The sequence below is a fragment of the Nostoc sp. genome, from assembly GCF_036916735.1.
Taxonomy (GTDB): domain Bacteria; phylum Cyanobacteriota; class Cyanobacteriia; order Cyanobacteriales; family Nostocaceae; genus Nostoc.
In genome coordinates this window covers 31,530-46,913 of record NZ_JBALFV010000031.1, presented here as the reverse complement: position 1 = coordinate 46,913, position 15,384 = coordinate 31,530, and the positions used below count along the sequence as shown (strand labels likewise).

The window sequence follows — 15,384 nt, the reverse complement described above, 5'->3', positions numbered from 1 at the left end:
AATAATTTTCGGGCGAGTCCAATCAGTTTTCCTATTGCTAGTTGAATAACATTACCGTTTTTTCTTTCCCCAAAGTAACAAAAGAGGGATTACACAACTTTTTCATTACGAGCGCCCGAAAACTCCGTTTCCGAACTATTCCTCAAGCACAACGTGCCCTCTCCAACCAACTGCACAAAGTTTTTTCTTTCTTTGTATGAAACCACTCTGCTCTGGCAATTTTGCCAGAGCAGTTGAGGGTGAGGGTCAAACCTGGAAAGTTCGTCAAATCTAGCTTATACGTTAAGTTGACACCTATGCCCTATGCCCCATTCCCCACTCCCCATGCCCAAAAACTCCATCCCCTTGTGGGATGGAGTTTTTCATGCTTGTAATTGACAGAGCAATAAACCAAACCATTGATTTGGATCTGTCCACACTTCGAGAGGTAATAAACCCTGTGTGGTGAGTTCTTGCTTGATAATATTGAGGTCAAATTTGCGGGAAATTTCGGTGAGGATAGTCTCACCTAGTGCAAAATTAACCTTGAGGTTAAGAGCGCGTAATTCTACAATTTGCGATCGCAGGCTACGTAAATGCATTTCTATTTGATGCTCATTTTGATTGTAAAATGCCCAGTGTTCAAACTGGGGGGTGTCAAAATTCCCCTCAAACTGTTGATTTAAATGCTCTAACATATTGAGGTTAAATGCTGCCGTCACTCCCTGGCTGTCGTTATAAGCTGGTTCCAAAATTTGTTTTGACTTTCGTAAATCTATCCCCAACAAGAAATACTCACCTACTTGTAGGGCTTCTGTAATTTGAGAGAAAAATATACTACATTCATTAGGTGTAAGATTACCTAAACTGCTCCCAAGAAAACAAATCATCCTACTAGGTAATTGCGTCGGTAGGAGTTTTGCAAGGGCTAATTCATAAGTTGCCGCTAAAGCATAAACTTGCAGTAGAGGATAATCTCTTAATAACTGCTTGGCGCTACTTTCCAATATACCTGCACATACATCAATTGGTAAGTAATGCAGAGGATAGTCTAGCTGCTGGTAGGCATTTAGCAAAATGCGGGTTTTGGTAGAATTGCCACTGCCAAGTTCTACTAATTCACAAGCGCCAGTTATCTTGGCAATTTCGCCAGCATACTGTTGTAAAATTATTGTTTCTGTGCGTGTGAGATAATATTCTGGTAAATCACAGATTAGCTCAAATAGCTCAGAACCACGGTTATCATAAAAGTAACAGGGGGGTAGAGATTTAGATGTTTGAGTTAATCCCTTCACTACATCACTCCCAGTACTAGGTGCAATTATTTGAGTTGCTCCTATCAAACACTCCATCCGCAAGCGTTTTTCAATGGTGTTTTGAGAAGTAACGTTCCTGTTGAGAGCTTTAGATATCGACATTAAACCTCCGTATGCTTGGCGTAATAGGTTACCTGTAATGGCACACCTTTACTCTAATTAGTGAAACACATAGCCTACGCCCCGCTACGAACAGAGCAATTACGTTTTGTGACAAACAAGCTGCCCAAATTAAAAGTATTTTGAAAACAGCAGGTACTCCTATCGATTCTTACGATGTACTGATCGCAGCAACAGCACTAACTCACAATCATATTGTTGTAACATCTAATGTTCGAGAATTTCAAAGAGTACTCAGCTTGCAAATAGAGAATTGGCGTTCTTATTAAATTACATATCAATGTATTGGAAATCGGGCTTTAGACTATTAATTGTATTTTTAGGGCTGTGGCTACTCCTGGATCTGGGTTCTTGCGTAGGATCAGAGATTTTTTGGTTTCAGGAAGTCGGTTATCTGCAAGTATTTCTGTTAAGGCTAGTGACTCGTGCTGTTTTGTGGATAGTGGTGGCTGGGATAACTGCTGCTTATCTATTGCTAAATCTGGCTCTAGCACAACGACTAAAATATTCCCAGTCTCTAAAAATTGAGGAAGTCAGGCTTGAAGAAGCAGAACTCACTAGTGAATTAACAAATTTTCTTAGTCCTCATTATCCAAGACACAACCAAACCCGTAGACTTGCACCGCAACGCTTAAAAAAAATGAGATTGCGCGGGTTATTACCCCTAACTCTAGTACTGAGTTTGTTGATTGGGTTAATGCTGGCTCACTATGGTCAAATTACTGTTTCTTATTGGCATTCTTCAGTTAACCAAGGTATTTTACCAATTCCCGTTTTATTCCGACCAGAGACAATATGGCAACTTTTGAGGGAGATTTTCTCTCAAGTCTCCTATCTTGGTTTAATTGTGGGAGTAGCGATCGCAATCTTAATTTATCCCCAATTTTTACTAACTGCGATCGCAATTCTCTTCAGTCCGATTTTTGCGTTCATCATATTCCAACACTGGCCAAAGGTGCTGCAATATTTCCATCCTACTCTTTTCAACAGTACTGAGCCTTTATTTGGTCAAGATATCAGCTTTTACATATTTTCCTTACCCGTTTGGGAACTGTTAGAACTCTGGCTAATGGGATTATGTTTGTATGGCTTTGTCGCCGTTACTCTCACTTATCTCCTATCGGCTGACAGTTTGAGTCAGGGAATTTTCCCTGGTTTTTCGCCTCAGCAACAGCGTCATTTATTCGGTATGGGTGGCTTGTTGATGCTGGTAGTGGCTCTGAGTTACTGGCAAAGTCGCTATGAACTTGTGTATTCGGCCCGTGGAGTAAGTTATGGTGCCAGCTATACGGATGTGACAGTCCAGTTGCCAGCTTACACTGTTTTGTGCATCGTGGCAGTAGCGATCGCCTTTTACCTCCTTTGGCGAACGCTTTTCTGGAAACCCAAATCTCAGTATCGTCACTTGGTGTTTTACGGGTTAGGGGTTTATCTCATATTAGTTGCAGCTGCTGACCTTGTTCTACCTAAGGTAGTGCAATATTTAATTGTTCAACCTAATGAGTTACAACGAGAACAACCCTACATTCAGCGTACTATTGCCTTGACTCGCCAAGCATTCGATTTAGAGGTGATCGATGCTAGAACCTTTAACCCCCAAGGAACATTAACTGAAGCTGATATTCAAAAGAATGACTTGACAATTCGCAATATTCGCCTATGGGATGAGCGGCCACTGTTAGAAACTAACCGTCAGCTGCAACAAATTCGGCCATATTATCGGTTCCCTGATGCCGATATTGATCGATATACTCTAGTAACAGATATAAATTCACGCCAACCATCAGCCCCCCAAAAGCCACCAGAACCTAAGCAGGAAGTAATTAAACCAACAGAACGCCGACAGGTACTAATTGCCGCAAGAGAATTAGACTATAATGCTGTACCACAGGAAGCTCAAACATGGGTTAATCGTCATTTAATTTATACCCACGGTTTCGGATTTACTGTTAGCCCAGTTAATACAGTTGGAGCGGGCGGGCTACCAGAATATTTTGTCAAAGATATTAGCGGTAATAGTAGCGCCCTTACAACTTCCAATGAAGCCATTCGTGACAGTATTCCTATTGGGCAACCCCGGATTTATTACGGTGAAATAACCAATACCTATGTTATGACTGGCACAAGAGTTAGAGAGCTAGACTATCCTAGTGGTAGCGATAATGTTTACAACTCTTACGATGGTCTGGGTGGCGTTGAAATTGGTTCAGTATGGCGGCGCTGGCTGTTTGCTATGTATTTGAAAGATTGGCAGATGCTGCTGACCCGAGACTTTTTGCCAGAGACAAAGGTGCTACTGCGGCGAAATGTCAAGCAAAGAATTCAAGCGATCGCACCTTTCCTCAAATTTGACAGCGACCCCTATTTAGTAGCTGCTGCTGCTAATCAAGATTTCCCAAGTAATCCCAGTTATCTTTACTGGATTGTTGATGCCTACACGACAAGCGATCACTATCCCTACTCAGACACTGGTAGCGAAGGGATAAACTACATTCGTAACTCGATCAAGGTAGTGATTGATGCCTATCACGGTAGTGTTAACTTTTATATTGCCGATCAGAGCGATCCGATCATTGCCACTTGGTCAGCAATATTTTCCAACATGTTCAAACCGCTCAGTACAATGCCAGTCAATCTCCGCAGTCATACGCGGTATCCAGTGGACTTTTTTAAAATTCAATCTGAGCGGTTGATGACCTACCACATGACTGATCCCCAGGTATTTTACAATCGGGAAGACCAGTGGCAAATTCCCAACGAAATCTATGGAAGTGAACCCCGGCCAGTAGAGCCGTACTATTTGATTACTAGTCTACCCACCGTGCCCTTTGAAGAATTTATCCTGCTTCTACCTTACACTCCCAAACAACGGACTAATTTAATCGCCTGGTTAGCGGCGCGATCGGATGGCAAGAATTACGGTAGGCTGGTGCTATATGTCTTTCCTAAAGAACGCCTGGTTTACGGCCCAGAGCAAATCGAAGCGCGGATCAACCAAGATCCAGTAATTTCCCAACAAATTTCTCTGTGGAATCGCCAGGGTTCGAGAGCTATCCAGGGCAATTTATTAATAATTCCCATTGAGCAATCGCTGCTGTATGTCGAGCCAATCTATTTAGAAGCCGCACAGAATAGCTTGCCAACTTTGGTGCGGGTAGTTGTGGCTTACGAAAACCGAATTGTCATGGCACAAACATTAGAACAAGCCTTGCAGGGAATTTTTAAACCACGAATTACACCAGCCCCGGCGATTATCCGTCCCTTTGAAGAAGCAGCCCCGCCAGGTTAAAATAATTCGTAATTTGTAATTCGTAATTCGTATAAACTTAAAGTTACCCCATACTCACCCGCAAGGGAGCTTTTGCAAAATATCTATTAATAAAATTTATTGCAGCAGACATAGTTTAATAATTCAACATAATGTAATAGACACTAAAAGTTAATGAACATGGTGCAAAGTAACCAACTAGAGATACGCCACATTAGTCCTAAAGTGAGGCAGTTGATTCAAATGTACGCCGATGTTAATAACTGTATGTGACCTGAGATGTTAGAGCGCATTGTTTTAGGAGCATCCCAATGCAAGCAAATTTATTTAAGATAATGAGTTGTCATTGCCAATGAAGCGTAAAGCCTTCTCTTCTCCTATCAAAGACGCTGCGCGAACGAGACGCTACGCGAACGGCATAGCTTCGCTTAACGCGGTAGCGTCTCTAAGAGTTGCGGAATGTAGGCGGAGCCTTCCCGAAGGGTAGCAATCGCCAAAGTACAGATGTTGCGATTGCTTTGCTTCACTACGTTACGCTCGCAATGACAAATCATGTTTTTACACATTTGGGATGCTCCCATTGTTTTAGAGTGGAACACCCAACAAAGCGAGAGTGAACGACCACCAGAAGACAAAGATGAATAGTTTTCTGCTATCATTTTTAGTCCGCTTTTAGCGAGAGACTTTCATGAATTTGGCTCTTTAGTTGTAAAAAAACTCCTTCAAAGTCATCATGCTGCCTGTTAAAGTGAATTTAGGAGTGCCATTTTGAGCAACGATTCTTACTTCACCATCTTGGATCTGAATCTTATTTTTAATGCTATTCCATAGAGTATCGAAGCTGTGATCATCGTTGTAACCATTGGCTTCAAGGAATCTTTGGCGTACTTCTGTTTTTAGTGCTAGTGCTTCTGCTGCTTGAGTTTGCGCCTCAAAATGCTTAATTACATCTTCGTAAGCACTCTCTTTTAGAGTTTTGTTTTCAGCCATAACTTGCTCTATCTAAGTTTTTGTGGCTTGCAGTTGGGACGCTAAAGCGGCTGATTTCTGATATTCAAGTTTTAAGGCTTGCTTTGCATTCGCTAACAAAGCTTTATAATCTAGCTGATTTTGATCTTAATTTTTTTCGGATTGCATTTTTATCTCTTGAGCAACACATTTAGGGTGAAAAACTTTCGTTAGTTATATTATAAAAACTGGTGAGAGTTTAATAAATGTTTTATGTGTTCTCTAAGTATTTATTATTGTTATACCAATAATGGTGATTACAAGCGAGGATTCTCTTGAATACTACTTATACTGTAGTAAGGACTTTAGTCCTGAATTTTTAAGCACGCTTTGTGATTACTACTAACACAAGTTGCGGATTATCAAATTCTAGGTTTTTTGCATTTGTTGATTTATGCGATTGTGCAACCCCAACTTCGACTGAATCAAAAATACAATTACTGAACCAGTTTAAAGTATTATAATTTGCTCATTCCATAAATGCTTGTCGAAGAGTAAATGCAAAAATAAATGCTTCAAGTTTCAGTAAAAACCTTTTATACGTCACTGCATGAATTGACTTTGGGAAAACACGAGTGATACAACTAAATACGGTTTTAATATAATGCCGAGTACATTGTTTAATGTATTGATTCCAAGGTGAGTCTTGACGCTTGGAATTTTTCTTTTGCATCACTTTTAACGAGATTTGGCTTGTTTGTTCCAGGTCATTCTCAACTGTGTAATCGGTAGATCCTCAATCGCGATAAACTTCACTCCCTGCTGGTAAATTTAACGGTAAACAATTGAATGCACACAGATCATTTGCACTACCAGGCATGAAGGCAAATTCAACAGGGATAACACTTTTTGTCGTTAATAACTGAATTTTCACATCGGAAAAATAGCGTTTTTAGAAGCAGTATAACCCGGAGGCAGAGCGTCTCCGGCTCCGCTCTGTATTCTTTCGAGTTGATTAACTTAACATTAAGGATACCTATGTTGTCACAAATCGCTACTGGAAATGAGTCTAAAAGATATTCAGCACAATCACTAATTTGTTTTAGTATCATTCCTATTTGATCAAACAAGTCGTTAATCAGCATTCAGACACCGTGTAGTCGTCGATGAAATCGTGATTTTTCTAACATATCAGATATCAAGTTATGGTCTTTCAGATAGCCACAAGCCTTATTCTGGTAACCGTCAAAGTATATCGCAGCGCAGATAGCAGTTGTAATAATTTAATTTCTGCATCGCTCATGTCTGTGCGACAATCTTCATTATGAGCGATCGCCTTCAACAGGTGATCGATGATAGCATAGACGGTAATTATTTCATTTAACATCTGCCCCTCCTAATTTACTTCTTGGATGGGATTTTATTACTTAACTGACCATCTGCGCTCTCTCGGCAGCATAACTAGCAACTTGGGTTACTAACTCATCAAAATTAATGGGACAGACCAGTAGTTAGCAAAGGCATCCTGTATAAGTACAACGGCTAAATCATTGCTTTGGGGCAAATCAGTATTTATAGGCTACAGCCGGGGCCTTCAAGTCCTTCTGCAAAGCTGATTAATTCCAAGTACTCTGGATTCTCTACGAACTTTTTGGCTGCTAGCAATCCGGCAATGCTCCAAGTTTGATAAATTCTAGCTTCTTTGCCAATCAAACGACCATTGTTGCCATCGTAGTATTCTGGGAATTTATCCTTAACTAAACGTCTTTCGGCAATGGCGATCGCTGCTTGAGCAAGTTCTGTTCGTCCTGCTTTTACTGCCGCAGCAGTAAAGAACCACAGTAAAACAGGCCAGTTACCGCCGTTGTGATAAGACCAAGCGCTATTTTTAGAGTCACATCCTGTAACAATTTTCCACTCTAAACCTTCCAAAGCTGGAAAGCAGATTTTAACAGGCATATAGCCAATCAAGTCTTGCCAGCGTTGGGCAAATAAATTCATGATGCTTTGAGATTCGGCATCGCTTGTTAAAGAAGCTAAGATTGCCATCAGATTTCCCAGAGCAAAAAAGCGGAAATCCATGCGTCCCGGGCCCAGATTTCCGGCTAAATATCCTCCAGTTCCAGGTAACCACTCGGTCAACCAACTGGGGATAGATTCTGAGTGGATGTTAAATTTATTTGCAACTTCTTTACCAAATTCGTTACCTTTGTAACGATAGATTTCCCCCAATCGCTTCAGGTCTAGCCAATAATAGTTGCTGATATGAAATTTCAAAGATCCCAATCTCTTATTGACTTTGCCAAGGTAACTATCGCCATCCTCATCTGGTAAAAGCAATTCACTCGCAGCCCTGAGAGACGCATAGAATAATACTTGAATTTCTAGAGGATGTTCGTAAACTCCCATCCGACGATCAATCATAAACGCGCCGTCGGGAACCAACATTGTTGGGTACAGGGAAAACCGATGTACCAGGCAAAGATCCAAAATTAGCTTGATTCCTTGTTGGAAATTTGACTGACGTGCTAGGGTTAAATCGCCTGTAGCTTTTTCATAAGCACGTAGCAGGAGAATCCACCACATACAAGAATCAACTGGGGGAACGCGAGCGATCGCCTGCTCACCAAAATCAGCGACCAAAAATTCCTCATTCCCATTAGAATAGACTTTGAAACTTGCAGGCATTAATCCTGCTCCCGGTTCAAAGCAGTCCATCTGCTTTTCATGACTTTGTAATTTTAGTGTTTCTACTAAGAAGTTACGCACAATCTCTGCTTTGCCATGCATGAGAAACACCAAGGCAGAAGGGACAAAATCGCGGAGGAAGCACTGGTCATAATTGAGTGCAGCTGACTCTAGATCGTGGGCGGCTACAGTACCAATGGGTTTTCCTTGGTAATAAATTACTGACTTTTCTAACAATTCCCAGGCTTCTGCTTCTAGCAGACTGTTCTTATCGATTGCGCTAGTCATGGGCGTCTAATTCCACTAATGGTATGTATCGGCTCAACTGTGGAAAGTACGCAAGCCCTATCTCAAGCTGACTGAAGAGGTAAGGGAACAGTGTTGACACAAATATGTCGGTTGCCATATTCCAATACTAAAGTTTTGGTTAGGTTTTCCATACCGTCTCCCTAAACCAGTAGCGACTTTACACCACAATTTTCGATATTTCCGCAGGCTTTTTGCAATGTCATTTCTTCCGTATCTATCGCAGCATCAGGGTCTTTGCAGTAATTAATGGCAATGTTGCACCCTTGTTGAGCAAGTCTGATAGCGATCGCTTGACTGATACCTGAAGTTGCACCTGTAATTAAACCATTCTTTCATTTTAACCCTATCATATTTCTTCTCTAAGCTGCCCTTACTTTTAATTATGAATTACGGATTTTTAAAGAGCGGTGTTTGTTACGGACTATGCATAATAGAACAATTAGCAATATAAGCGCTTTGATCGTTGATGGCTCCACTACCTTCTTCACTTCCGTAGGAGTCTTAGGAGTAACATTACACGGAATCTCAATGATCTGTGTGTGATCAGAACCATTACCACTGGGAGTCAGATCGCATTCATTTGTGTTGGTGAGAGACAAAGGAGTAACAGATGAAATAGATCCTTGAGCTGAAGAACTATCGCCATTCAATAGTAGAAGCAGAATTAAACCAAGACCTCCAATTCCGAATATTGGCCAGAGTGGAAAGGAATCAGGATTGTCTTGTACCAAAACATCTCCCGTAAAGGCAGGGGAAGTATCGAGGCCTATTACTTCTCCATCCAACGCTATTGGATTATCACTCAGTAATATATCTCCTGGAATATCTTCTCCTAAGAGTTGACTAAATTCCTCTGGAATTGCGTTATTAGGACGTCCGAGTTCCCCACCATTTTCGGAGTATGGAAATGATAGTACTTCTAAAATCCTCTGTTGAAGTTGGTTTGGATTTCCAGAACTCAACGCATCCAAGCCTGTAGAGATTTTATTGAAATAAAAATTCGTCATCTCTGGCGACAGACCTAAAGATTGAATCTGCTGCTTAATGTTGGGGATTTTTGAGGCTTCCTCAAAGAGTAGTCGTCCGTATGACAACTTCAAGTCTAGTAATCCGTTACGGAGACTGATCGAGTTATTGGCTCCTGAGTATGGTGACCAGTAGAACTGCTTGGTTACAAGTCCAAGTCCTTCTACTGGATTCCGACTAACAGGTTGTCCAAGAAGGTATTGAGATCCATCCATGATCTCGGGGGATTGGTTTCTCCAAAATGAGGCGTAAGGCACTTCAGAGAGATTGGGATTGTTACCGTAAAAGCTAGCGAAATTCTGGAAGTTTTTTTCCCCACCAGCTGCTCGTATCAAGAGGTTTTGATAGCTAGTTCCATCGTTTAAATCCAGTAATCGCTGGATTACCGAGCCAGTTTTATTGCAAGTCAAACCAAATCCCACATCACATCCAGGAATGACTCGCATCTGGCTCAGATTCTGGTTATTGATTTGGTATTGGAGATACTCATACTCCAATCCTTGTTGGATACCATAACGTCCAATATTGAGCTGTGCAAAAGCAGACTGACACGTAGTGAGGACTACTGCAACAGATGATAATACGATGGTCGCAAACCGAACCCCCTTCTCTATAAGATACTCCTCAAAAGGCATTGCAATTCTTTGAACAATTGATTTAGGCAAGATGCACCTCCACTAAATGACAGCAATTTCACTGGTTGTTCACGTCCCTGTTTTAGTTCGTAGGGTCGATATTAATAGCTTTGGAAATTCAATAGGTCATAGCAATACCTCAGACTCACCGAGTCTTAACATTCACTTTTAAGCTGTTCCACATTTAAATTGCATAAGCTGAGCAGGCTTTTCGGCCCACCCCATAAGAGTTATATTTAATTCGATTATGCAAATTAGATGTTTTTTAGCTTATTTTTGGTAGCTAAGATTGGGATTGGGAAAAAATTTTTTTATAAATTGAGTGAGGTTTGAATCCCATCTATAACTCATTTCACTCCCCACTCTCCCCTTTATTCAACTTTTAACTAAAGAAATGTTGATCGTGATTCCGGTACCTTTGAGATTTCCTGATGAGAGTGTGTGATATAAAATCAATCCCCGGTTTGGTTGGTCGAAAAGAAACCCGCGACGTGTGGGTTTGATCTTCCCTTCTTTTACTAACGAGACAAAAGCTTCTAAATACCTACGTATACCTTGACGGTTCTCTGGACTAGTACTCATGTGACGCTTAATCAGCATCATAAAGAAGTCCAAACTACGATTTTCCTGTCCCTGAATCAGACTGCCCTCATCTAGGAAAGAACTTGCTATGAGCCTGTCATCAACTTGTTTAACCTTAAATAGGGTAAAGTAACGCCCTTCTTTTTTAGGATCGTTGGCATAACAGACCCAAGAACCCTCTTGATTCTGTATAAAACCCTGTTCAGCAAGGTAAGAAAGCACAGAATTACTTGCCTTGGTTTGTACTGGAGGTAATAAATTATCAATGGGATCTAAAGAGCAAATCTTCTGCGTTGTTTTCCGTAGAGAAGCAGCAAGAGTCTCCTGGGTATAGACTTGCCGGGGCTTGTCATTAGCCATTGCCATACTAGACATCGCAACGATCGCAGATACTTGGATAGCGATCGCTCCAAACAAACCAACAATGATATTCATGTTTTTCCTGTTACTTTTGCTGAGGTTATTCAGAATTGAGTCGTTACTAAATCAAGATTGATCTAGCAGTCCTAAATCATTTATTAAATTTAAGTGTTTGCCTCATTTGGTCGAGGTAGCTTAAGTTTTCAACAATGAAATAGGGATTTTATATAGGTAACTAACCACAAAAAGAAATCAATATCTAAAGAAAACCCACAATATTAATGTCTTATTGACAAGACAAATTTAGCTTTTCTATACTTTTAGATATACGAAAAACAAATGACTTCCTGTCAAAATCTTTCTATTTACTCTTGTCTAATTTTTTGCCATTTGAAGAGGGTTTTGTCCCTTCGCTAGTTCTAATGATTTCTAAAAGAGGACTTTGTGAGCTATTTAGTACCTTATATAAGCAGAATTTCAAAAGCTCTGTGCTTTGCACATTATGGCTTTTGTAGATTTACTTGGGAGGTTGAATAATTTTTCTTTTTTGGAGGTAGCGCACTTAACTAACTGTTTCAGCATGTTTTAAAGTTGATGTATAAAATAATATCTCCTAACAGTAAAATAATATTACCATGAGCTTGAGACATGCAACACTATTGTGGACAGTTGTCAAAGTTGTACACAATGAATTATAACTACCTCTTGATTAAATTTCATCGTAAATAGCTGAGAATCAAAATCAATTTACTTCTAGATCACTAGTATTTTAAGATATAGTACTTTTGTTCTAGCAATAATAATATATATTTTAAATATAACTTTAGATTACTAAGTATAAGATTTCCAATTTAGCAAGCTGTTGTTGCTAATGCTCGTAGGACTCACGCATGAGTTACGGAATAACGTAGACGCTGCATCGGCTTGCCCCAGGCTACTGCAGAGGCGCACTGGCTTCTGTGCGCCCTTGCGGTTAAGAGACTTGTACCCCTCCGGGGAAGCAAGCTAGCAAGAGCGTCTCCCCTTGGGAGAAGCAACTGGCGCGACACGGAGAAATCAGAGTTTGAGAGATATTTTGCGTAAGTCCTAGATCGCTGTAGGCCGTTCTATGCAGACTTAGCTAGTGTCTATCCCGATGTTGGTAATGCTTACTATTATTTAAAACGTGTATTTAGGGGAAGAGCCGCCTTTTTACAACAGATTTCAACTTGGTGAGGTACAACAATACCCTACCCGCACTATCGCGCACCCTTCCCTTGGAAGGGGGAGGGTTAGGGAAAGGTATACCTCATCTAGTTGCAAAACGCTGTATTTGCCTGGGCACGAATGACAGCCTTGTTAGCATTTGCTTTTGGCGATCATGTTTCTCAGATATGGAGACTAGAAACGTTTTCGTATTCTCTTTATGCAGCTATAGCGATATATTTTAACAGAAGAACATCTATTTATAAGTGCATAATCTAATTTCTCCCCTTGGGTATATAACTTAAAAATATAAGCAAAACTATCGACAGATATGGCTAAGGTTTTATTTTGCTAAACCTATAATTAAACCTTTATAAACATTAAAACTTGATCTACTAAAAAATCTATACTAATTTAGTTATCAAAAAACATAATAAAACCTAAATCTTATCTTAAAATTTTTTTATATTTACATCTCTACTATAAAAAAATTATAACTTTGTTATGATTGACGTAATATCAAATCTTGTTTCTAAAATTTGGCTAAATTTTCTTTCTCAAAGAACGTCTATCCATTCCAATACGGTTCAGTTAAGGAAAATTGTAGGTTGGGTTAAGCAAAGCGCAACCCAACAAAGCCCTGAAAATGTTGGGTTCCCCTGCGGAATCTTGCTACGTTCTTCAAACGCCACTTGCTACCCTACGGGAACGCTAAGAGCGAACAAGTCGGGAAACCGCAAGGGCGCAATAGCTCTTCAACCTACACATTTTAAGATTTTTGGCACTAACCCAAGTGTATTACTATATATTCACAACGAAACAGTGTAACCAACCTAATCTCAATGACACAATAATAGTCATGATATTTTTCTAGTTACCAAAAATCAAGGCACTAAAGACATATAGTAAAAGGTAAATAATATGTATAATCCTCAAATGTTGGCAACAGCTATAGCAGGTAATAATAACTTAGATCAAGTAATCGTAAGTGAAGCAACAAAAGATAAAGCACAAACGCATGAATTAACTATTACTGATATAGCAATATCTTTATCCCCTGTTGGCTTTGTAATTAGTTGGATAGTTTTTTTCCTAATATTGCGAAAAATTAGGGCACTTTTAGATTATAAAATGGTGTTTCCCGTCAAAGTTTTATACAAACTCCCCTGTAAAAACTGTAGCTTTTATTCCAATAATCATTATCTAAAATGTGCGGTTAATCCTTCTATTGTTCTTACCGAAGAAGCGATTAATTGCTCTGAATACTCACCTAGCAAAAAAGATTCTTCTTCCAAAAATCCTTTTGTTTAGAAATAATAATTATTAATCTGATACTGCACGAGTAACAAAAGCTACATATTAAGTAATTTCTTTGATTGGTGACGTCTTGGTTCGGACAAGTGATCGCTTGTCTTTTTCCATTACTTTTATCTAGCTGTACCCTGATTAAGTTGAATTAATAACTAATACCAATTCTGTATGAAGATGCGCTTATGGGGCAAGAAATAAAAAACGAACCGCCAAGAGCGCCAAGTACGCCAAGAAATAATCAATTAAGAGATTTAGCGCAGCTTCACAAAGAAACGGTATAAGTAAGATAAGTACCCAAAGCGCTATATTATCGTAATCCACTGCAACAGCTAAAGATGCTACCTTATAACTTACTCATTATTCTGACTTTTCACGGTAAGTCCTAAAGCCCCGAAAAAGCGTGGCTTTTTCCATAGTCTAATTCTCAATAATTTTAAGTTAATGAAAATAGCTAACGAAAAAATTAGGGCTTGGGAAACCCTCAAAATGAGCTTCTCTATATACCGTGAAAAGTCAGACCCATTATTCAGCTTGATTTTTAGTTTTAATCTGTTTGTAGATAGCTGCAATATTGCGGGCATCATCAATGCCACGATGGTGTGTACCTTTTAATTCTATCCCCAACTCATTGAGAGCCTGTGCCATACCAAATTTTTTAGACACACCAAGATATTCTGAAAATTCCTCTTTGATGTTTATGTGTTTTGAACTAAAAAAATAAGGGAAATTATGAAACGCGCAATCTTGAATAAATTGCTTTTTGTCGTAATTGCCCCAAGAACAAAAAATATGATTGGGAAATAAATAAATCCATTCTTTGAAGTGAGAAATTGCCTCCAGAAATTTTAGCGCTTCGTCAACATCATGCTGACGAATACTAGTCAATTCGGTGCAAAAAGCTGTCAGTTGCGGATGTCTCACAGGTTGAATGAATTGCTGAAACTCAGAATCAATTTCCCAGGTTGCTCGATTGAGCATCACAGCACCAATTTCGATAATTTCCATTTCGTGACGAGGAATAGTCCCACTGTCACAGCATGTAGCCTCCAGATCAACTATCAGATAATAGTGGGATATTTTAGTTTTCATATTATATATTAGTAATAAATTATACTTAAGTTTCTAAAAATAGGGACTTTAGACTGATAGATAAAAAAGGTTTAACCCAACGGAGTTGAATAGCGACATTAAGAGCGATGCCTACGGCGGGCTGCGCCAACGCAGCCAACGCAAACCACAGCACACTTTCTCCCGCCAACATTAAAAAAGGCCAAATTGTGCTATTGGAATTCCAGCCAAGTTCTATCTGAGTTAATCCCCGCACTAAGCCAAAGGCCAGTACACCACCAGCTTTGAGTTGGGGATTTTTATCTGAGCGGATGATATAGCGGTAGGTGACACCAAATAGGAAACCAGTAAAACTTGCAACTGCACCACTCACCCACAAGTGCCAGTCAAGATCATTTTGCAGACATGTGAGTGTCTGAAAATGCTTTGCCAGTACTAAAGTATTCAACAGACTAGCGATCGCAAAAGCGAAATACACAGATAACCCCTCAATTATTCCAGCTTTAAGGGATTCTATGCGTTCTGCCATTAATTGAAGAGCTAAAGTTGTGTTCACTCTATATAGAAATTAGGGATTGGGTACTTGTAC

At 39.8% G+C, this 15,384-nt stretch carries 10 protein-coding genes and 2 pseudogenes; 3 read left to right on the top strand and 9 right to left on the bottom strand.

What is annotated here, in order from left to right; genetic code table 11:
- Positions 1-362: 362 nt before the first annotated feature.
- Positions 363-1,397 carry an L-histidine N(alpha)-methyltransferase gene (egtD, locus tag V7L20_RS07820; RefSeq protein WP_334743525.1) on the bottom strand — a complete coding sequence of 345 codons (1,035 nt, stop codon included), beginning with the start codon at positions 1,395-1,397 and terminating at the stop codon, positions 363-365.
- Positions 1,398-1,453: 56 nt separating this feature from the next.
- Between egtD and V7L20_RS07815 the strand changes: the two genes are divergently transcribed.
- A complete protein-coding gene (locus tag V7L20_RS07815) occupies positions 1,454-1,684 on the top strand; it encodes a PIN domain-containing protein (RefSeq protein WP_334743526.1) in 231 nt (76 codons plus the stop codon).
- Positions 1,685-1,695: 11 nt separating this feature from the next.
- Positions 1,696-4,704: a UPF0182 family protein gene (locus V7L20_RS07810; protein ID WP_334743524.1), complete on the top strand. Its 3,009-nt coding sequence runs from the start codon at positions 1,696-1,698 to the stop codon at positions 4,702-4,704.
- A gap of 681 nt (positions 4,705-5,385) precedes the next feature.
- Here V7L20_RS07810 and V7L20_RS07805 read toward each other — a convergent pair.
- The 6 genes and pseudogenes from V7L20_RS07805 to V7L20_RS07780 form a co-directional block, all read right to left on the bottom strand.
- On the bottom strand, positions 5,386-5,673 hold the full coding sequence (locus tag V7L20_RS07805; RefSeq protein WP_334743523.1) for a hypothetical protein: 288 nt from the start codon (positions 5,671-5,673) through the stop codon (positions 5,386-5,388).
- 487 nt (positions 5,674-6,160) lie between these two features.
- A pseudogene (locus V7L20_RS32545) lies at positions 6,161-7,018 on the bottom strand (IS982 family transposase).
- 185 nt (positions 7,019-7,203) lie between these two features.
- Positions 7,204-8,607: a glycoside hydrolase 100 family protein gene (locus V7L20_RS07795; RefSeq protein WP_334743521.1), complete on the bottom strand. Its 1,404-nt coding sequence runs from the start codon at positions 8,605-8,607 to the stop codon at positions 7,204-7,206.
- Positions 8,608-8,771: 164 nt separating this feature from the next.
- A pseudogene (locus V7L20_RS07790) lies at positions 8,772-8,948 on the bottom strand (sugar dehydrogenase); the annotation flags it as partial.
- Positions 8,949-9,008: 60 nt separating this feature from the next.
- On the bottom strand, positions 9,009-10,319 hold the full coding sequence (locus tag V7L20_RS07785; protein WP_334743520.1) for a hypothetical protein: 1,311 nt from the start codon (positions 10,317-10,319) through the stop codon (positions 9,009-9,011).
- 345 nt (positions 10,320-10,664) lie between these two features.
- Positions 10,665-11,306 (bottom strand): hypothetical protein, encoded by a 642-nt coding sequence (locus V7L20_RS07780; RefSeq protein ID WP_334743519.1) that lies wholly within the window; start codon positions 11,304-11,306, stop codon positions 10,665-10,667.
- Between the two features lie 2,031 nt (positions 11,307-13,337).
- Between V7L20_RS07780 and V7L20_RS07775 the strand changes: the two genes are divergently transcribed.
- On the top strand, positions 13,338-13,727 hold the full coding sequence (locus tag V7L20_RS07775) for a hypothetical protein (RefSeq protein ID WP_334743518.1): 390 nt from the start codon (positions 13,338-13,340) through the stop codon (positions 13,725-13,727).
- 522 nt (positions 13,728-14,249) lie between these two features.
- Here V7L20_RS07775 and V7L20_RS07770 read toward each other — a convergent pair.
- Together V7L20_RS07770 and V7L20_RS07765 are read right to left on the bottom strand one after the other, a co-directional pair.
- Positions 14,250-14,816 (bottom strand): 3'-5' exonuclease, encoded by a 567-nt coding sequence (locus tag V7L20_RS07770; protein ID WP_334743517.1) that lies wholly within the window; start codon positions 14,814-14,816, stop codon positions 14,250-14,252.
- Positions 14,817-14,841: 25 nt separating this feature from the next.
- Positions 14,842-15,324, bottom strand: a complete 483-nt coding sequence (locus V7L20_RS07765; RefSeq protein WP_334743516.1) for a hypothetical protein — start codon at positions 15,322-15,324, stop codon at positions 14,842-14,844.
- Positions 15,325-15,384 lie beyond the last annotated feature (60 nt).

Bases quoted from the DNA above. Each gene is read 5' to 3' on its own strand.
- egtD (WP_334743525.1), bottom strand. From the start codon at position 1,397: ATGTCGATATCTAAAGCTCTCAACAGGAACGTTACTTCTCAAAACACC.
- V7L20_RS07810 (WP_334743524.1), top strand. From the start codon at position 1,696: ATGTATTGGAAATCGGGCTTTAGACTATTAATTGTATTTTTAGGGCTG.
- V7L20_RS07805 (WP_334743523.1), bottom strand. From the start codon at position 5,673: ATGGCTGAAAACAAAACTCTAAAAGAGAGTGCTTACGAAGATGTAATT.
- V7L20_RS07795 (WP_334743521.1), bottom strand. From the start codon at position 8,607: ATGACTAGCGCAATCGATAAGAACAGTCTGCTAGAAGCAGAAGCCTGG.
- V7L20_RS07780 (WP_334743519.1), bottom strand. From the start codon at position 11,306: ATGAATATCATTGTTGGTTTGTTTGGAGCGATCGCTATCCAAGTATCT.
- V7L20_RS07775 (WP_334743518.1), top strand. From the start codon at position 13,338: ATGTATAATCCTCAAATGTTGGCAACAGCTATAGCAGGTAATAATAAC.
- V7L20_RS07770 (WP_334743517.1), bottom strand. From the start codon at position 14,816: ATGAAAACTAAAATATCCCACTATTATCTGATAGTTGATCTGGAGGCT.
- V7L20_RS07765 (WP_334743516.1), bottom strand. From the start codon at position 15,324: ATGGCAGAACGCATAGAATCCCTTAAAGCTGGAATAATTGAGGGGTTA.